10 protein-coding genes and 1 pseudogene are annotated in these 21,486 nt (G+C 44.7%); 1 reads left to right on the top strand and 10 read right to left on the bottom strand.

The features are described 5' to 3' along the window. Positions 1-118 precede the first annotated feature (118 nt). Complete coding sequence (locus A3729_RS25345) at positions 119-13,084, top strand: thrombospondin type 3 repeat-containing protein (protein ID WP_068634412.1); 12,966 nt, start codon at positions 119-121, stop codon at positions 13,082-13,084. A gap of 105 nt (positions 13,085-13,189) precedes the next feature. Here the strand turns inward: A3729_RS25345 and A3729_RS25350 are convergent, their stop codons facing one another. The 10 genes and pseudogenes from A3729_RS25350 to A3729_RS33445 all read right to left on the bottom strand — a co-directional run. Then, positions 13,190-14,476: an iron-containing alcohol dehydrogenase gene (locus tag A3729_RS25350; RefSeq protein WP_068510746.1), complete on the bottom strand. Its 1,287-nt coding sequence runs from the start codon at positions 14,474-14,476 to the stop codon at positions 13,190-13,192. 67 nt (positions 14,477-14,543) lie between these two features. Continuing rightward, positions 14,544-15,869: a c-type cytochrome biogenesis protein CcmI gene (gene ccmI, locus A3729_RS25355; protein WP_068510744.1), complete on the bottom strand. Its 1,326-nt coding sequence runs from the start codon at positions 15,867-15,869 to the stop codon at positions 14,544-14,546. Further along, positions 15,869-16,402 carry a cytochrome c-type biogenesis protein gene (locus tag A3729_RS25360; protein ID WP_068508837.1) on the bottom strand — a complete coding sequence of 178 codons (534 nt, stop codon included), beginning with the start codon at positions 16,400-16,402 and terminating at the stop codon, positions 15,869-15,871. Before A3729_RS25360 ends, ccmI begins: the two co-directional genes overlap by 1 nt. Next, complete coding sequence (locus tag A3729_RS25365; RefSeq protein ID WP_068510742.1) at positions 16,399-16,941, bottom strand: DsbE family thiol:disulfide interchange protein; 543 nt, start codon at positions 16,939-16,941, stop codon at positions 16,399-16,401. Before A3729_RS25365 ends, A3729_RS25360 begins: the two co-directional genes overlap by 4 nt. Then, positions 16,938-18,914 (bottom strand): heme lyase CcmF/NrfE family subunit, encoded by a 1,977-nt coding sequence (locus A3729_RS25370; protein ID WP_068510739.1) that lies wholly within the window; start codon positions 18,912-18,914, stop codon positions 16,938-16,940. The genes A3729_RS25365 and A3729_RS25370 overlap by 4 nt, the downstream gene beginning before the upstream one ends. Further along, complete coding sequence (ccmE, locus tag A3729_RS25375) at positions 18,915-19,391, bottom strand: cytochrome c maturation protein CcmE (protein WP_068510737.1); 477 nt, start codon at positions 19,389-19,391, stop codon at positions 18,915-18,917. Positions 19,392-19,451: 60 nt separating this feature from the next. Continuing rightward, positions 19,452-19,655, bottom strand: coding sequence for a heme exporter protein CcmD (gene ccmD, locus A3729_RS25380; RefSeq protein ID WP_068510734.1), 204 nt, complete (start codon positions 19,653-19,655; stop codon positions 19,452-19,454). 48 nt (positions 19,656-19,703) lie between these two features. Beyond that, positions 19,704-20,453, bottom strand: a complete 750-nt coding sequence (locus A3729_RS25385) for a heme ABC transporter permease (protein WP_068510731.1) — start codon at positions 20,451-20,453, stop codon at positions 19,704-19,706. Between the two features lie 48 nt (positions 20,454-20,501). After that, positions 20,502-21,197 (bottom strand): heme exporter protein CcmB, encoded by a 696-nt coding sequence (ccmB, locus tag A3729_RS25390; protein ID WP_068510728.1) that lies wholly within the window; start codon positions 21,195-21,197, stop codon positions 20,502-20,504. Next, positions 21,194-21,486, bottom strand: a pseudogene (locus A3729_RS33445) (hypothetical protein); the annotation flags it as partial. The gene ccmB and the pseudogene A3729_RS33445, both read right to left, overlap by 4 nt.

Below are 21,486 nucleotides of genomic sequence, written 5' to 3' on the forward strand. Positions count from 1 at the left end.
GGTTTCACTGAAATAGTGAAGTTGATAAAACGAGCTATACTATTTAGCTGCTCCACCTTGTTTTGTTTTATCAAATTTTCTTTTTGTTAAGAACTTCTCTTCTGTCTGGAGATGCTGCATGTGTAAAAAACTATTGGGTTTTATGAAAGGCAGAGGATTCACGCTTGTCCTAAGCTTTTTCCTAGCATTTTTTTCACTTGTGGTGCATGCAGCAAGCCTTAGTGGCGTAGTGAAAGATCATCAGGGAAACTTAATTGATGGTGCGAGCGTAACTCTCTTTGAAGTATTGCAAGATGATACTTTTCTTCAAATTGGAGACACCCAAAAAGTTAGTTCAGATGGCGCCTATGAATGGGATGTTTCGCCTAGTAGTTATGTGCTTCGAGCCTCTTTTATAGCATCGGATGTTTCGCTTTCTGGTGCGCCAAATAGTGTAGCTATCTCATCCGAAGATTTTGAAGTTTATGTAGATACAATACGTGATTTACAGTTCGATTTTCTTGTCCTGTCTGGCAAGGTACTTGATACTAATAAAGCCCCTATCCCCAATGTATCAATCGAAACCAGCACGGTCTGGCACGGTCCTGAGCAAGGCCCCCTACTTCAGTTATCGACACGTAGTTTGGATCATGCCAGTGGTAGTGCTAGTACAGATGCTGAAGGCAACTATGTTATGTTGCTGTTCCCTAGTGATACCTGTATTGAATCCGGTTTTTACCCAGACAGCACTGACTGCTTGTATGACCTTACCTATACTCCAACAATCGAAAGTGGCTTTGCGACCTTTGTAAGATCTGATCTTGCCCTTAACAACGCGCTTAGTCTCGACCAGGAGCTAGTTCTACTTGATAGCATAATACCGAAAACTATTGCCGGGCCTTATGTTAAAAATATTAGCAACCAATCTGTGGTAATAGAATGGCAGACCGATGAACCGGCTAGAAGTACAGTTCAAGTGGTTGGTGGAGCGGTTTTTAAAAATAACCGTTTTCTAACAGAACATAGCGTTGTTATTAATAACCTGGATTCAAACACCGATTATGACGTAAATATTTCGACACGAGACGCACAAAACAATAGTTCTGAAACGCAAGTTCTAAGCTTTACCACTCAAAGTATTAGTGCTGACTCATTAGCGCCACAGTTTGTCCAACCTTTAGCAGCGACGTCTATCGGAGAAACCCAGTTTACGGTGGCTTTTTGTGCTAATGAGCCAGTGCAAGGAAAGTTTATCGTTGACGGAGCTGAGTATTTACTTAATGACTTCTCTCGCTGCCATAACTTGACTGTAGGTGATCTAAACTCGAATCAGACCTATGCGGTGTCAGTAGAAGTTACTGATATTAGCGGTAATGGCCCAACTCAGAGCCATATTAGTAGAGTTAAAACGCTAGCAGCGGCAGACTTGAACCCTCCTCTAATCGTCGCCGGGCCAACGGTTACTGATATTTCAGATACAGTAGCTGTAGTGAAATGGACGACAAACGAAGCGGCTAGCAGTGCAGTTTCATTTAACGATGGTATTAGTTACCGGGTTCAGAATAACACTGAGCTTGTAAGCGATCATTCAGTTCAGATTACAGGGCTAAGTGCTAATACGCTATATAATTTAACCGTTGCCTCAAATGATGCCGCTGGCAATAGAGCAACACAAACTCGGGAGATCCAGTTCCAGACAGCTTCTACTTCCGATACTGAACCGCCATTAATTATTGGGCGTGCTTTAGTTGAAGATGTATCAAACACTAACGCGATGATTAGCTGGCGTACCGATGAATCATCATCTTCTGTTGTGTCCATTGGCACAGAGCCTGATAACCTAAGCCGTGTCGAATCATCTCCCGGCTTTTCTGCAAAGCACCAATTGAGCGTCACTAATCTCTTACCTGCGAGTACTTATTACTTCTCAGTCGAATCAAGCGACCTAAGCGGAAATCAAGTTCATAGCAACGTTTCTTCTTTTACGACCCAATCGCAAAGTGTCTCTAATGGTTTTGAAATTATTTCACAGCCTGTTATTGAGCGTTTGACGGGTAACAGCATCACTTTAAGTTGGAAAACGAATCGATACTCAGATAGCCGTCTAATTTGCGAATCGGTGAACGGGATTAGCGAGGTAAATAAAACAGAATTAAGCAAAAACCATCTTCTTACTCTAATTGGATTAGAGTTTAATACTGCATATCGCTGTGTGGTTTATTCGACGGACATAGAAGGTTTTATTGCTAGCAAAGTGATTGGTGCTTTAAGTACAGAATTTGTAGATTCAACCCCGCCAAACTGTATAACACCACCTACAGCCCAAGCATTTGTTAATTTTGCCGAAGTCACTTGGGAAAGCAGTGAGCTAGCAGTAATAAGCCTTAACTACAGGGAAAAAGGAGCAAGTACTTGGAGTCAGCAGGCGAATTCAGAATTAAGAGAGACGGGACTAGAATTACTGAACGGGCTATTACCTGACACCAATTATGAGTATCAAATAAGTTTGACTGATGCTGTAGGTAATAGTGCTGATTGCGCTATAGCGGAGTTTAACTCTGGAACTGAAGCTAGTGCACCTGAGCTCCCTGCCCCCTTATTTACAATTCAGCCTTTCGTTAGTGATGTTAGCGCGTCTAGCGCAATCGTCAACTGGTCAACAGAAAAGGCATCAACAGGTCAAGTTCGTTATGGCCTCACGTCTGACGAAATGAACCAGCTTGAATCCGATTTCAACTTTACCGCCGCTCACGCTATCGCGCTTAATAACTTGCAAGCAGAAACAACTTACTTTCTTCAGGTAGATGCTTTCAATTCTGAAGGTGAGCAAAGTATTAGTGAGACGATAAGTTTTACAACGGAGTCAAACCCAACAACCGAGCTAATACCGCCGAAAATTATTTCGGGTCCATTCGTAAAAAACATAAGTGACGTATCTGCAGTCGTAGAGTGGGTGACGGATAAGGAATCCGATAGCACGGTCGTAATTAGCGGAGGTGATACATTTTCCCGCCAAGATCTAACGACTAATCATTCTGTAGTATTAAGCGGCTTATCAGCTGATACTGCCTACGAGACGCTTGTATTTTCAATTGATGATAATGGCTTAAGTTCTGAGCAAGTGCCAGCTAACTTTAGAACATCCCCCTTACCCGATTCCGATTTACCATTTTTTGTCACCGGACCAACTATTAGCTCAATAGACTATGACAAATTTACCGTATCATTTTGCGCTGATGAGCCGGTAACAGCTCTTGTTACTGTCGTCACCGTCGGCACGGAAGACAGCAGCGATTTTCCCCTTGATAGTGCCGCTACTTGTCACCAACTTGTTGTACCTAGCCTTACACCGCGTACGCAGTATTCAGTTGTTGTTGCTATCTCCGATATTGCTGGAAATGGGCCTGTATTAAGCTCACCACAAACGGTAACCACACTATTTGAACTTGATATTTCTGCACCTGAAATAACTGGACCCATCGTAAGTGACATAAGCCAAACGACCGCAATCGTTCGCTGGACGACTAACGAAGCAGCAGATAGTGGTGTTTCCTATACGGACGGGAATAGCACTAATACGCTTCAAAGCGAGTCCTTGGTTCGTTCGCATGAAATGTATTTAAGTGGTCTAGATGCTAATACTACTTATGTCTTAAGGGCGTCTTCCACTGATGCAGCCGGGAACGGGCCGAGCATTTCCGCGCCTGTTGAATTTACTACTTTAGCTTTGCCTGACACGACAGCACCTCAAATTATCGCAGGGCCTATTGTTGAAAATATTACAGTTAGCAGCGCAGACATACTTTGGTCAACTACCGAGTCTTCATCTCGTACGGTTCGTCTGGGGCTAAGCGAAGAGTCCCTAGATCAGACTTTTACTCTAAATGGATTTTCTACTGAACACAGCGTTCCTGTTTTCAACCTTGCTGCCGACACCCGATATTACTTTAGGGTCGAGTCTTCAGATCTTTCTGATAATACCGTTACCAGTAATGTGCTTTCATTTAAAACCTTATTACCCGGTGTTGCGCCCGTTACACTAGAAATTGTAGCAGAGCCAGTCATAGAAAATGCCAGTACTGATTCGCTGACTGTTAGCTGGAAAACAAATCTTGATGCTGATAGCCGGTTAGTCTGTGAGGCTGAGCAAGCTGTTAGCGAGTTTGAGCAAGCAACAACATTCTCCAGCTCTTCGCAAATTGCACCCTACTTTGCTGCTGCGCCAACCCGGTCAATTGAAGAACAATACATCGTTTTACTAAAAGAGCCCGAAAACGCAACGCAGAGCTCAAGCAGAAATCGCAGCATATACTCCCCTTCACCGATCAGCCCGCAGTTTTTCGGGCTCTCTAAAAACCAATCTCCTGAGCAGCGTAAGGCATCAGTTCAGGCATTGGCTACTGATATATCTAACAAAGTCAAAGCGAAGGCGGTGCGCCAATACTCCAGTTCAGTTCCTGGTTTTGTGCTAAAAATGAAAGCTGAAGAATTACAGAATCTTCGCAACGACCCTCGCGTACTTTTGATAGAGCAAGATCAGGTAATGAGTGCTAGCGTAACGCAAAACAGTGCGACATGGGGCCTTGACCGAATCGATCAAACTGCTTTGCCGCTTGATACCACCTATAGCTATGAGCTAGATGGTAGTGGTGTAAATGCCTATATCATCGACACGGGTATACTTACTTCGCATAGTGATTATGCAGGTCGAGCTACAAGTGGTTGGGATTTCATTGATAATGACGCAGACGCTTCTGACTGTAATGGCCATGGTACTCACGTTGCTGGAACCGTTGGTGGCAACACTTGGGGTGTTGCAAAAAATGTAAATATGACAGCGATTAGAGTACTTGATTGTAATGGTTCAGGAACAGCTTCGGGCGTAATTGCAGGTATTGATTGGGTAGCAGCAAATGCTAAATTTCCTGCTGTAGCAAACATGAGTCTTGGTGGCGGAAATTCAGCGGCACTAGATGCTGCAGTAAACCGGGCGATTGATGCTGGAATTACTTTTGCTGTAGCGGCGGGTAATTCAAATATAAATGCTTGTTCCGGGTCGCCAAATAAAGTACCTGCTGCGATCACAGTTGCGTCGTCAACTCGATATGATAGCCGCTCAAGCTTCTCAAATTGGGGAGCATGTATTGATATATTCGCGCCAGGCTCAGATATTACGTCGACTTGGAGCAATGGCGGTACCAATACTATTAGTGGTACCTCAATGGCAACACCACATGTTGCCGGAGCGATAGCACTCTATTTGCAGGCTCACCCAGATGCTTCGCCGGCTGAAGTAGCTTCGAGTATGACTGGATATGCTTCAACAGGTTTGATCAGTCGCTTAAATGGTTCACCAAACCTTCTACTTAATATAGCTTTCGATGGTGAGACTGAGCTGCCAAGCCCTCCTCCAACGCCACCGCTTGAAAAAGTCACTTATGAAATAAGCGATCCGCAGAGAGTCAAGCACCATTTGTTAACCTTAACGGGCTTAGCTGCTAATACGACTTATTCTTGTAATGTTTATTCTTCGGATATCACAGGCGATACAGTTAGTGCGCCGCTAAGAGGCTCAACGGCAGCTGTACCAGATACAGAAGCCCCAGAATGTGTCGGTGAACCCTCCGCAACGGGCTATGTCGATTCGGCACAACTTACTTGGTCTTCAAGTGAGCTGACTACCGCATTGCTTAATTACCGCCCCGTTGGCGCGGCTGACTGGTTAGAAAGTGGCACAATCAATTTATCTACACAAGATTCTCTGCTACTTACAGGCTTGACTCCCGAAACGGAGTACGAACAACAAATCACTTTAACTGATGTGGCGGGTAATAGTGCTCAATGCCCGTTAGGATATTTTGAAACTATCGCACCAGGAACGATTCCAGACGCGGTATTTAGCTTGCAGCCCGTTGTAAGTAATATCAGCGAGCATAGTGCTACGGTCAGCTGGAGTACCGTCCAACCATCTACTGGCAATGTCCGCTATGGTGAGGCCGACAGTGATTTAACTAAACTTCGTTCAGATAATCGTAGCCTCAGCAATCACAGCCTGGAGCTTTTGAATCTCGAAGCTAATACCATGCATTACTTGCAGGTTGATGCATTTAATATCCTTGGTGAGAAAACTAGTAGTGAGATTGTTAGCTTTACAACGCTTCATTTCGATAATGACTTTGATAATGACGGTGTAAGTAATGATGTGGATAACTGCCTGTTTACGCCAAACCCAGACCAAATCGACAGTGATAATGACGGTGCCGGGGATGCTTGTGACCCGCCTGTATTGGTCGACAATGACTTCGACAACGATGGAATACTGAATGATGTTGATAATTGCCCGACCACGCCGAACGCTGATCAAGCTGATAGCGACAACGATGGTTTGGGTGACGCCTGCGATGCGCCGAATAATAATGACAATGACTTCGATAATGATGGCGTACTTGACGATAACGATAACTGTCCTTTGGTTCCAAATGCTGATCAAGCTGATAGCGACAATAACGGTATTGGCGATGCTTGTGACGCCCCCTTAGTATCTGACGATGATTATGATAACGACGGCATACTGAATGATGTTGATAATTGTCCGTTAATTCCAAACACTAACCAGCTTGATAGTGATAATGATGGCATTGGTGATGTATGCGATACACCGGCCCTAGTTGATTACGACAGGGATGGTATTCCAGATGAAAGCGATAACTGCCCTTTGATTCCGAATAGTGATCAGGCTGACCGTGACAATAATGGTATAGGTGATGCTTGTGATGTTCCGCTTATCTCAGACGATGATTATGACGATGACGGCGTGCTTGACGGAGTCGATAACTGCCCATTAACACCTAACCCGGATCAAAGTGATAGTGATAGCGACGGGATAGGTGATGCCTGTGATGCGCCTTCCGTTATCGAAAATGACTTCGATAACGATGGAATACTTGACGAAAATGACAATTGTCCACTAATACCCAATGCAGATCAGAGTGATCGTGACGCTAATGGTATTGGCGATGCATGTGATGTCCCCGAGATTATTTCACCACCGCCACCGGAGTTAGTTGGTATTAGCTTAAGCGGTGTTGTTAATGGTGAGGGAAGCCCCGTTGGAGGCGCGGAAGTAGCAATCTATAATAGTCAAAAACAATATCTGAGTTCTGTGGCTACATCGTCGGACGGTGCGTACTTATTTGAAAATATGAGTGCTGGCGATTATTTCATTGGTGTTACTCCGCCATCAGAAAGTGGCCTCAGCAACCCTACCCTGCAGGAAATAAGTATTGCTGGTCGCGACGTCGTTCACTTGATTACATTGATAGGTGACGCACTGACCTTATCTGGTTACCTAAAAGATAGTCAGGGGCGCGTGATCGATAAGGTTCAAGTAAGCTTGCATCAGCAGAGCACTGGTAACCAGGTGGGCAATAAAGTACTCACTGATACGCAGGGCCATTTTGAGTTTGCAGTATCGCCGGGCAACTATAAGTTAAGACCTTTGGTAGATGTGTTTAACTCAGCTAGCGTTTCGGCAGTTCCTGCTTATCCAGTACCCGATTACGCGGCAATTTTTCATGAGCCGCAGAATATTCAGGTTAGCGCGAATACTTCTCTCGATATTACGCTGCCCCTAGCTTTGCTTTCCGGTAAGACTGTAGATACCTTCGGCAACGTAGTGCCTGGCGTTGCGCTATCAATTCAACATCAATTCTCTACGACGACTCAGGACTACTATCTTGAAAACTATGCGACAGACTCCTTAAGCAATGCGATATCTGACGATAATGGCGACTTTGAATTCGCGATTTTCACTGATCAGCCAGTCGACATTATGCTTACGCCTCCGGGAGCACGTAACGACCTAGCTGTGACAACTATCCAGGATTTCAGTATCAGTGAAGATACACGTCAAAACTTCACTTTAGTCGAAGGTGTATCCCTTTCAGGTGTCTTGCAGGATACGCAGGGTCGACCTATAGACAATACAAAACTCAGCTTGCACCTCCAGGAAAATGACGCCCAAGTTGGCGGCGCTGTTTATACAGACGAAAATGGTACTTATCAATTTCAGGTAGAGGCAGGCACGTACAAAATTAAGCCTCATTTAAACCCCTTTGGTCGCGGCGAAGATTCAAGACCCACCTATCCCTTACCTGATTTTGCAACGGTGTTGTTTGCTGAAGAAAATATTGTTGTTGAGTCTGCTACGGTTCAAGATGTGATCTTGCCAATGGCTGTTTTGAGTGGAACCATTAGCGACAAAAACGGCTCACCAGTTGCCGCTACGCGCGTGACAATTAGCCATATCGCGTATCAGCAAAACGGAAACAGTGACACCGGTTTTTATTTGGAAAGTCAGGGCAAGTCGCCTGCGACCCATGCTTTGAGTGACGCTAACGGTGAGTTTGCATTAGCGCTGTTTACTAATCAAAGTACTGATATTAATTTTGTGCCGCCGCTAGGCAATCAGCTTGTTAGTAGCACCCTAATTAGTGATTATGTCATTACGCAGGATACAGCTGATTCTTTCGTTTTAGCGCAGCCTTTCACTTTATCTGGCTACCTGTTAGATGAGCAGGGCAACCCGATAGACCATACAATGATTACCGCACATAATCAGAGTAATCGTCAACTTGCTGACACACCCGTTCTCACCGACAGCGAAGGTTATTTCGAGTTTAAAGTTTCCTCTGGAAACTATCAGTTAAGGCCTTACTTACAGACCGAGAATCAAGTTGATGACGAGGGTGTTGTTACGGCTTACCCTGTACCCGATTATGCTGCAGTTTATTACGCTGCCAGAAATATTAGTGTTTTCGCTAATACCTCAGTTGATGTAACGATTCCAATGTCAGTATTAAGTGGAAAAGCACTCGATGCCAACGGCGTCGCTGTTCCGGGTGTTAAATTGCGAGTAGATCATGCATATACGCGTGATTCGATCAGCTACTACATGGAAAATACTGGTGATGGCATCAACAGTAATGCGATCAGTGACAGTAATGGTGAGTTTGCATTCGGCTTATTTACAAATCAAGAAACTGGCATATCAGTTAATCCTCCAGAAAGTTCAGGGTTCGCTATCACCAATGTTAGCCATACTATTACCCAGGAAACCAGTGAAGATATCTGGCTAATTCATAGTGATTTTGCAGTACCAACAATTATTGCTGGTCCTTATGTTAAGCATATCACCGACTCAAGCGCTGTTATCGAATGGACAAGTGATAAACCTGGCTCAAGCATTGTAGATTTATCAAACGGCTTACGTTATCAATCAGACACACTAAGCACTGAGCATAGCGTCGTCGTGACAGGGTTGGACCCCGAGACTCTCTATCAGGCAGATGTCCATTCATTAGATAAAGATGACCGCGCTTCTGAAACACTAAGTACCAGTTTTACAACGCTTGCTGTACCGGATTATCGGGCACCCTTGATACTAGAAGGCCCTTATGCATCAAATATAACGCATGAGCAATTTACCTTATCTTTGTGTGCAGATGAGCCGGTTAGAGGCTCGATATATGTTGATGATCAACACTTCACTCTTTCGGATTTAGCGATTTGCCATCAAATTCTTATCGAAAGTTTGAGTCCGAATACTGCGTACACAGTTATTGCTGAAGTAAGTGATGAGCAAGCTAACGGCCCTACAACAAGTCAGGCAATGACTGTCACCACCCTGCCCGCCCCCGACATCAGCGCTCCGAACATCTTACTGATGCCAATGGTTATTGATATTTCCGATACCAGTGCGACAGTTATCTGGACGACGGATGAAGCATCAACAAGTGGTGTATCTTATAACGATGGCAGCCAATACCATGTGGTAAGTGATCAACGTTTTGTCTTAGAGCACTCAATGCCTTTGGCAGATCTTTTACCTGAAACAGAATATACCTTAACGGTATCTTCCACAGACAGGCATGGAAACGGCCCGACTATCAGTACGCCGATAACCTTTACAACCCTGGCCTCACCAGACACCATGGCACCCATTATTATCGGCAGCCCATTAATACAGAATATTACACATCAAAGCGTCGTCATTCGCTGGAAAACTAGTGAGCCTGCAACGACTCGTCTAGTAATCGGTACTTCGATAGATGAGCTTGAGCAAATTGAAAGTAAAAACGGTTTAAGGGCTTCGCATACTTTGCCAGTGACCGGCTTACAGCCTGATACATTTTATTACTTCCAAGTTCAGACCGCTGATGCGCAAGGTAATCTTGCAATGAGTGAGGTTATGTCCTTCCGCAGTAAAGTTAGAGGCCATCAAGGCGATCCTCACTTTATGTCGGAAGTGGAGGTTCTCGAACTTAGCGGTGCCACGCTTAGTGTCTACTGGGAAACCGATGTAAACGCTGATGCGCGATTGGTATGTACAAGCGCCGCCGCGACGCTTGAAGTGCACGTATCTAAACCAACTAAGAAACACACGCTTACTTTGACCACTTTAGTGGAAGGTAATAGCTATACTTGTACCGCATATTCCACTGATCATCACGGATATACAGCAAGCAAGCAAATTAATACGCTTATCGAAGTTGCCTCTAGTAAGCTAAGAAGTATTTCAACAAGTTCAGACAACACTGCGCCAATTCTGACCGCAACACCGGTTCTTGAAAGTTTCGGTGAGCTTGCAAGCTTAAGCTTAGTAAGTGATGAATTGTCGGTTGTATTTGTAGAATATAGACCTGAAGGTTCTGCTGATTGGCAAGCAGCGGGCTCACAATCCGAGAAGCTGTCGCACTTTATTCTGCTTCAAGAGCTAATCCCCAATAGCAGCTATGAGCTACGATATGTGTTGGCTGACATTGTGGGCAACCAAACATCTTTCCAAACAATTTCTTTTAACTCCGGTAGCTTGATCGATCTACCCTTGCCTGCTTTCAGCTCGCAGCCGGACGTAAGCTTTATTTCAACAAACACCGCGCTTGTTGAATGGGCCAATACCGATCAAGCAATTGGCCAGGTAAGCTTTGGTACGGCGATCGATGACTTATCTTACAAAGAAGCCAATATAGATAGTGCGCTGAGTCACCAAGTGAATCTTGTGAACCTTGATCCTGCGACTCATTATTATGTTCGTGTAGACGCTTATAATTTACTTGGCGAAATGGTTAGCAGTGACACCCTTAGTTTTGTTACGTCTGCTACAAGCGATAATGCAGACAGTGATAATGACGGCTTGCCGGATGTATGGGAGATCCAGTTCGGCTTGGACCCACAAGATGCCAGCGATGCATTTATTGACCAAGACAACGATGGTTTGAGCAACCGAGAGGAATTCGCTGCGCAAACTGACCCTAATAGCGCTGATAGCGATGTGGATGGTATTCCAGATGGTTGGGAGTTTGATCACAACCTCAACCCAAATGATGCAGCAGATGCTAGCCTTGATACTAACAATGACGGCATAACGAATTTGGATGAATTCCTTAGTGCGGCAGATACTGAGGCGCCGGTGATTGATTTGGTTTCTGAAATTACGTTGGCGTCTAATGGGCCATTAACTGCAGTGCCAATGAGTAATATTAGTGCAAGCGATAATGTTGATGGAAGTGTCGCGCTTATTAATTTAGATGAGACCCACCTACCACCGGGGCATCACATAGTTAACTGGCTCGCAGAAGACTCGGCCGGTAATAGAACAATTGCCAGCCAGTCTATACAGATAATACCGCAACTTTTGTTAAGCAAAGCTCAGGTCACAAGTGAAAACAATCGTGTTTCAGTTAACTTGAGCTTATCTGGGGAGGCACCAGTTTACCCTGTGCTTGTTCCTTACAGTCTTGGTGGTACAGCTAACGAAAATGATTACGACTTACTTACTAGCTCAAATGTCACCGAGCAGTCCACTAAGGTCAGCGGTGTCGTCATTTTTGACGAAGGCATGACTGCCGAGCTAGTACTAGAAGTCTTAGATGACCAAATTGTTGAAAGTGATGAGCAGCTTATCGTTACATTTAATGATCCGGTCAATGCGGTGATAGGTGCGAACGAGCAGCATCAGATCACGATTACAGAATCGAATATTGCCCCTAGATTAAACGTGACCGCAGAGCAAAATGGTTTGGCGCTTACAACGCTCAGTTCAGGTGAAGGCTTGGTGACTATTCATGCGCTTGTTGATGATTTAAATTCGGCTGACTCACACTCATTTGACTGGAGTAAAACCGACAACCAGCTAGTAGACCTTGACGGCGACTCAAGAACGCTTACCTTTGATCCGGTCAATTTAAGTACAGGCGTATATATCGCCGAAGTGAGTGTTACAGACAACGGTACGCCAAGTAAAGCTTCAAATGCACGTATAAATCTTAGAGTGATTGATACCTATCTTACATTGTCGGCAAATGACGATTCTGATGGTGATGGAGTCAATGATTTCGTCGAGGGGCGACTAGATTCCGACTATGATGGTATCGCTGACTACCTTGATTTTATTGACGGTTCAGCTTTGTTGCAGCACCGAGTAGGCAGTGACGATGAATATCGCTACCTAATGCAGGTTGAATATGGAGCGTCTCTATCCTTAGGCACAGCCGCTATGACGGACCCTAATGGCGGCGCATTACTCAGTGCGTTAAATCTGGGGGATATGGGATTAGAAACTGATGCTGAATTCGACTATGCCAGCGGCCTATTTGATTTCGAAATTCATAATGTGTTGCCAGTTGGAAGTAGTATTCAACTCGTTATTCCGCTTATAGAACCGATTCCTGAAGAAGCAGTGTATCGTAAATTAGATCCAATATACGGCTGGCAGAACTTTGAACTTGATAGCAATAACCAACTATATTCAAGTGCAGGAGAGCCAGGCATTTGCCCTTCTCCTGGAAGTACTGCTTATCAACCAGGCTTAACGCAAGGCCACAACTGTCTAATGATGCTAATAGAAGATGGCGGTGCCAACGATGCAGATGGCCAGGCTAATGGTACTGTGCTTGATCCAGGGGGCGTTGCCAGCTTAGTTTCTGAACCAGTAACTGAACCCACTACGAGCAAGGGTGGCAGTGGTGGCGGTTCAGTCTTCTGGATGCTGTGGCTTGTAGCGTTGCTTGGTTTAAAGCGAATTACACTAAGAGAGCGCCTTTAATTGAGTTTTATATCTTACGTACCAGAAAACCTGGTGCGTAAGATAAACGGGTATTTAATTCCCTCTATGACCCGCAGTGACGCTGTTTAGTGGGTTACGTAATCCTTAAATGTCGCTGGCTCGGCCAGAGATAGCGCTGAGCATTTCTTCTGCCTCGTCATAAGACATGTACTTTGCAACGGCGTAGGTTGAGTTAGCTTCTTTAAAAGCACCCTGAATAATTTCAGAAAAATCTGAGCGTTTTATTTGAGGTATCGTGTTCTCGATATTTAGCGTAGAAATCAAATTTTTGACTTCACTAATAAACGCTTCAGCTAGCACTGTATCATTATCATTTCTGCTGCCGAGACCCAGGCATTGTGCAAGTTCAGCCAAGCGTGTCGTGCTCGCAGCTTTAGTGAATTCAAGCACATAAGGCAGAACTTTTGCATTGGATTCGCCATGGGGTAGTTTGTACTTAGCACCTAATTGGTGGGCAAAAGCATGCACATACCCTAATCCGGCGATATTTATCGTTAAGCCTCCGTAGTACGAAGCCAGCGCCATCTTCTCTCGTGCTTTAGCATTGTTGCCACGTTTGTATACCTTCGGTAGGTTTTCAAAAATCATTTGAATACCTGAACGAGAATAATAGTCAGACTCTTCGTTTGCCATGCCGCTTAAATAAGATTCGACAAGGTGGGTTAAGGCATCCATCCCGGTTGCTGCAGTAATAGCAGGAGGAAGGCCCTTCATTAAATCAGGGTCTAGTGCCGCTACTAAAGGAACTATTTTTGTATCAATAACAAGTTCTTTTTTGTGGGTAATGCTGTCAGAAATAACGGCACCAATGGTTGCCTCAGAGCCAGTACCCGCAGTGGTGGGAATTGCAAAGAAAGGCGCAGAAGGTTTCTTGCCCTTTAAAATGCCAACCAGATCTCGAGGGCTCACTTCGTTACTTGCAGCTAAAGCAATAACTTTAGCAGCATCAATTGAAGAGCCACCACCAATAGCCATTACAGAATCACAGTTTTGCTGTCGATACTTACGGAGGCCACTTTCAACTACTGTGAAGGTAGGGTCAGGCTCTACTTCGGTAAATAGTGAATACTTCATCCCAGAAAGATTTAACTGTTCAAGTACTGGGTCGAGAAGGCCCGTATCGTAAAGTGCCTGGTCAGTAACAATCAAAAGTTTATTGAGGCCAAACTGAGAAACCGATTCACAAAGGTTGATTGATGCACCTTTGCTCATAAAGATCGTCGGTTTTGGAATGTTAAGTAAATAGGTAACGGCCTTAAGACCCGTTACATATCCCTTGCCTACTAATTGATTCTTGAAACGGGAGAGCTTCAATGTGTTGACAATTTTGGATTCCAATTCGTCGATTACCTTTGGCACTTTTATCGTCATACTTGCGCTCCTTAAGGTTATTTTTGTTTTTGAAGCTTGCCGTAATTACGCGCTTATTACTAAAACTTTATTTGACTAGCTCGCTAATGTTAATTTTTACTTGTTGCTCGGAACCTAACTCAACCAGTTCAGCTCGGCCTTCAAAATCGCCACTTGCTGCGCTAACTTGACCCGACTTGGAAACACGCGCAGTAACATTTACGAGCTTAGCATCGGAAAGCTTAGCTGCAGGACTCATTGCGTCAGCGTCACTCAAGTTAATTGTTAGAGGAAGCTCAGAAACAGTATGTCTACTTGCAGCAAGAGGCGGGCTAGCTTGATTCGCGTTTTCAGCGTTTTTTACAAATACAAACACGGTATCACCGGGTTTAACTGAGCCGAGAAGTGTTTCATCAAGCGATACGAATACATCAATTAACGAACCGCTGCTGTCGCTGGAAAAATCTGACAGTTCGATACCTGCACGGCGCTGCGCTTCATTAATGCCTTGTTTCATCTGGCCGGCGGCCGGATGTTCAGGATAAGCCTCTAAAACTTTAGACCAGTACTCAATAGCTAGTGAGAAGTCCTCAGACGTAAACGCATTGATTGCTAATAAACTTAAGGTATTTGGTTCGTTTGGGTTTAGTTCTAATGCCTTGTCAATCGTACCTTTAAGCGCGTCGGTGAAAATGCCCTTGGATGCGTAATATTGAGCCTGAGCTGTAATTCCGTAGGTTGCAGCAAGATCTTGATAGTTTATCTCGGGAGCCTCTTTTAACAAGCGAGTAACTTGTTCGAATGCGTCGACAGCAAGAGAATAGCGCTCGGTGTTCATTGCGGTGCGTGCTAGCAGGCCCCAGCCTTGAATGTTATTTGGGTTATCTTTTAGCTTGGCGTGTAATTGTTCGAGTAAGGCAGAGATGTCACCGTTTCGTGCTTGCTCAGTGGCACTAGCGAGCTCTGCATTACTTTCACTTCCTTCAAGATAGGCAACAACATCGTTGTAAGCGCCATAGTGGTTATAAAGAGCGGCGCTTAGTGCGACAACAACGGATACGCTGCCAAGTATAATTCCAATTGATGAGAATTTACTTAGCGAACTAGAGGTGGAATCAGAGTGGCTTTGATCGATACGATCGGCATCTTCGAGCAGCGTGTTATCAAGTTCTTCCTTAAGTTGAGCATATTGCTCGTCACCGATCACACCGCTATTTTTATCTAACTGTAATTCATTTAAGCGTTCTTTATATATTAATACATTTTGGGCAGTACGTTCTTTATTCTCGTTGGCCTGAATCTTATTCTGCTTGATTGTTTGTCGCTGGATAGATGCGAAGCGAAAGCTTGGTACGATAACAAACAAGCTTGCAAGGCATAGTAAAAGTAAAGCGGGTAACCAAAAGTCGTACATTAAGATTTATCCTGATCGTTGTCGGCATCAAACTCACGAAGCAATGCCTGAACTTTGTTGTTTGTACTGTCGGCCCTAGAATCAGATACCGAATCATTGCTCGTTGATGTGCCAGGTTTATCTTGATTGGTGTTTCGCTTATTACGAACAGCGTAAGCGATAACGCCCATGCCAAAAATGATAAAAATCCAAGGTCCATACCAGAGCATTAAGGTTTCACTACTAACTTTTGGCTTATAGGTGACGAAATCTCCAAAGCGATCAATCATAAATTGAACAACTTCTTCAGGACTACTCCCTTCTTCAAGTAAACGGTGAACCTCTTTGCGCATGTCGGCAGCAATTGGGGCGTTAGAGTCAGCGATATCTTGATTTTGACATTTTGGGCAACGGAGCTCCTTAGTCAACTCAAGGTAATTCATGCGCCTTTCTTCATCAGAAAACTGATAAACGTCTATATTTGCGCTAATAGGAAGCGAAAAGAAAGTTGTAAGGGAAAACAGCAAAATTAATCTGCTTGTGAGCTCGTTCATAGCACCACCTTTCCTTCGAGTTTGTCGATCAAAGGCTTAAGCGTCGAGTGCCAGACTTTGTCATCAACGACACCAACATGGCGATGCCTGACATATCCGTGCTGATCGATAATGTATGTCTCTGGAGCACCGTAAACACCTAGATCAAATCCAAGCTTTCCCTCAGGGTCGTAAATGTTGAATGTATAAGGGTTGCCTAGTTTTGCAAGCCAAACCTGAGCAGCATCACGCTCATCCTTGTAATTTAATCCAGCGATTTTGACGCCCTGCTCTGACAGAGTGTTTAGATAGGGGTGCTCAACTCGACACGATGGGCACCAGGTTGCCCAGACATTTAAGAGCATTACCTCACCGCTGAATACTGAGTTATTGAGCTGCTTATTTTGGTCTGACAAAGAACTCAGCTGAAACTTCGGTACTGGGTCGTTTAGCCGTGCCGTTTCTAGTTTGGTAGGATCCTTACCGATAGCGGTATATAGTATGAGCCCAAGAGCAATAGTAAGAACGAGAGGTGTGAAAAGGACGATTCTTTTGTTCATACCAGGCCTCCATTTTTATTGTCTACGAGTTTTGACTTTAAGCGATAACGACGATCACTTATCGCAAACAATCCACCTAGCGCCATAAAAATAGTGCCAAGCCAAATCCATCTAACGAAGGGTTTTATTTGAATACGAACTGCCCAGGCACCGTCAGTGAGTGGCTCGCCTAAAGCAATATAGAGATCACGGAATAGCCCGGCATCAATGCCTGCTTCCGTCATAGGGCTGTTCTTAGAGAAGTAAACTCGCTTCTCGGGGTGTAATGTGGCGACTTCGTTCCCTGATGCAACCGAGGTAACACGTACCGTGGCACGATCAGCCTGATAGTTAGCGCCAGTATAGGGATCTAAGCTTTCAAATACGAAGTTGTAACCAGACACACTCACTTGCTCGCCAGGCGCCATACGAATATCTCTTTCTTCAGATTCAACCGACACTAGCGTTACGCCTAGAATACTAAAGGCAAACCCCAAGTGGCCAAGCGTCATTCCAACATAGGAACGGCTGAGTCGTCTCAGGCCGCGAATGCGTCCGGCTTTGTTCTCTGATTTCTGATATACGTCTTTTAAGGTAAAGCCGGTAATCCAAAGCGCTAGAAATGACCCAAAAAACGCACCGACATGAAATTCTTCAAAAAGAATAAATGGCAAGGCGAAAGCGATCAATACCGCCGACAAGGCAACCCAGCGTAGTTGCTTAATCAAAAGTGAAAGCTCAGTGTTTTTCCAACGCCCGACAACACCAAAACCCATCACGATCGCTAAAATGGACATCAGCGGTGCAAAAACGGCGTTAAAGTAAGGAGGCCCAATTGATAGTTTGCCTGCGCCGATAAAATCTAATACTAATGGATAGAGTGTACCCATCATAACTGTGACCCATGCAACGACCAGTAATAGATTGTTTACCAGCAAAAAGGTTTCCCTAGATAGCATGCTAAATTGAGCTTTGCTGCGAACCTCGGGAACCTTGAGCGCATAAAGTGTTAGAGAGCAAACCATTGTGATGCCGAGCAAGCCAAGAACGAATTGACCGCGAGCAGGGTCCGATGCAAACGCATGAACAGATGTTAGCACCCCAGAGCGAACAAGAAAGGTCCCGAGTAAACTGAGCGAAAATGCAAAGATCGCGAGTAATACAGTCCAGCTCTTAAATACTCCGCGTTTTTCGGTTACAGCCAGGGAGTGTATTAAAGCGGTACCCACGAGCCATGGCATAAAGGAAGCGTTTTCTACTGGGTCCCAGAACCACCAGCCACCCCAGCCAAGTTCATAATATGCCCACCAGCTACCCAGGGAAATACCTAAGGTGAGGAACGCCCAGGCTACTGTAGTCCAGGGGCGTGACCATCTAGCCCAAGCTGAATCTAGTTGACCGCTCATCAATGCGGCAATCGCAAAGGCAAACACAACCGAAAAACCGACATAGCCCATATAGAGCATTGGCGGATGAACGATCAGTCCAAAGTCTTGAAGTAGAGGGTTTAGATCAGCGCCCTCTGCTGGAAACTCCGGTAAGTAACGGTCGAAAGGGTTTGACGTCAAAATAATGAAGGATAAAAAACCGATACTTATCATCCCCATTACCGATAACACTCTTGCGAGAATATCTGAAGGCAGTTGCTTGGAAAATAACACAACAGCCGCAATCCAGCCGGAAAGAATCAATGCCCAAAGTAATAAAGACCCTTCATGACCACCCCAAATTGCACTTATCTTATATTGCAGTGGTAACAGTGTATTGGAGTGGTTGGCTACGTACTGAACACTAAAGTTATCTTGGACAAACGCAATACCCAGGCAAGTGAAGCTGAGTACCATAAAAACGAACTGCCCCCAGGCTATTGGACGGGCTAGATAGACGCACAATGCATTATTGCGAGCAGCTCCCCATAGTGGAACGACAGCCAATAAAACGCTTAGTGAAAAAGCGATGACTAGTGCAAGATGCCCTATTTCTGGTGTAAACATCTACGGCTGTCCTTCTTCGACGGGTTTAGTATGAATGCCTTTTGGCGCGGTGCCACCAGACTTTTCTAAAGCGTCAGCAACTTCGGGCGGCATATAGTTCTCATCGTGCTTGGCTAGAACTTCATCGGCTATAAGAACATTGTTCTCATCGAGCCGGCCAAGCGCTACAATCCCCTGTCCTTCTCTAAAGAGGTCTGGCAGTATTCCTGTATAAGAAACCTCTACGTTTTCTTTATAATCGGTTAGCGCGAAGGTGGTGGCCAAACTATTTTCGCTACGTTTAACGCTTCCCTCTACAACCATGCCTCCAGCACGAATACGAGCGCCCTTTGGGGCCTCTCCTTGTGCGATTTGTGTTGGGTTATAAAATAGATTTATATTTTCCGTCAAAGCGTACATGGCCAGACCAATCACGGTCCCAAACCCAACGAGAAGAAAAATAATAAGTGTAAGGCGTTGTTTGCGCTTAGGGTGCATCAATTATTTCCACCTGAAATCAATACTGAAAGATTAGTAAAATAGTTAGCAAATCGTCTGCTAAGGCTCAGTCTGTGCGGTTTGTTTATTCTTGAGTTCCGTGCGTCGATATCTCTGAGAAAGCTCGCGAAGAATAGACTTTCGTTGCATTAGCGGTTGAACATAGGCGATAAGGAATACTAGCAAGCCTATACCGTAACATAGCCACACGTATAAACCATGCCCACCCATATTTAAAAACTCAGAAAAGCTGTCAAAACTCACTGACGCCTCCTAACAAGTAAAACCATTTTTGTTGAACTAAACATGTCGCTAGCGAACTCCGGACTGCTTTACGATGTCCTGAACCCATCTGGTTTTTCGCTCTCGAAGCAATATTTGGTTCTGCATTCTGATAATAACAAGTGCCGCGAAAAAGCAGTAAATACCGATGACCATCACTAATAAGGGTATCCACATTTCTGGCACCATTGCTGGTTTCTCGGTTAATTTAAAGGTTGCTGGTTGATGCAGGGTATTCCACCACTCAACAGAGTATTTAATAATCGGGATGTTCACGACGCCAACAAGCACAGTAATGGCAGATGCCCTTGCAGCCATATTTGCATCTTCAATAGCGGTTTGAATCGAGATCACACCAAAGTATAGAAACAGCAAAATAAGCATGGCGGTGAGCCGTGCATCCCATACCCACCATGTACCCCAGGTTGGCTTGCCCCAAACCGCACCAGTGAATAAAGCTAAAAAGGTAAATGCCGCACCAATTGGTGCAGCGGAAGAAATAAATATATCAGCAATTTTCATGCGCCAAACAAGAGATACTAGAGCAGCTGAAGCCATCATCATGTAGCAAGATTGAGCGAGAATCGCGCTTGGCACATGCAGGTAAATAATTCGGAAGCTGTTTCCTTGCTGATAATCAGGTGGAGCAAAAGCCAGGCCCCATGTAACCCCTGCTGTTATTAAGCCAAGTGCTGCAATCAGAAACCAGGGATAGTACTGTTTCGAAATATCATAGAACCACTTCGGCGAACCAAGCTTGTGAAAAAATGTCCATTTCATGGAGTTACTTCTTAACTAGCATAGATTGATTAAAATACTCGAGCTTCATTAGTTTGAAACACTCATCCGTAGTGCGGCAGCAGACGCAAAGGGCGAAAGTGTAACCGCTAGCACCAGCATGATACCGATAATTGCGAGGTGCCCGCCAACTGGTAAACCGTCAATACTGGCCTGTACCGTACCGGTACCAAATATTAGCACTGGTATAGTCAGTGGTAAGACTAATAGAGAAACCAGCACACCACCAGAGCGCAAGCTTACCGTCAATGCAGCACCAATGCCACCAATTAAGGTGATAACAGGAGTCCCCATGATCAAGGTCAATAAGAGTATTGGCAGGTGTTGAGGGTCAAGATGCAACATGACAGCGAGTAACGGCGACATGACCACAAGCGGCAGAGCAATTAGCAACCAATGAACAAAGGCTTTAACTAGCAGCAGCAGATATAAAGGGTGTGAGCTTAGTACAAGCTGCTCGAGTGAACCGTCGTCGTAGTCGGCCTGGAACAGGCGATCCAAGGAAAGCATTGTAGAAAGTAAGGCAGCAACCCAAACTAAACCAACAGATGCCGTGCCTAGAAAGTCGGGTGAAGGGTCTACGCCTAAGGGAAATAACACAATAATAATAGCGAAAAAAACTAGTGGGTTTGCCAGTTCCTGCTTGTGCCTAAATGCGGTAAGAAACTCTTTAGTTAAAATAGCTTTGGCGACGGGCCACAAACCGGTACTGGAGTTCATGCTCATATTACACTTCCTTTAATGGGAAGTATTTCAAGTCCGGGTAAAGAAAGCTGATGATGTGTTGTAAGAATGATTGTGACACCGCTAATTGCTTTTTCTAACAACAAATTTTCAAACTGGGCAACGCCTTGCTTATCGATGGCAGTAAAGATCTCATCAAGAATCCAGATCTTTGCCTCAGAGAGATATAATAGCGACTTCGAGATTCTATTTAAGCAGTCATAAACCTCTATGGTTGAGCCAGTACTCCAAATTAAGCAGCTATCTTGTGAACGTGAAGACCGCATTCTGT

It is taken from the genome of Oleiphilus sp. HI0043 (assembly GCF_001634935.1).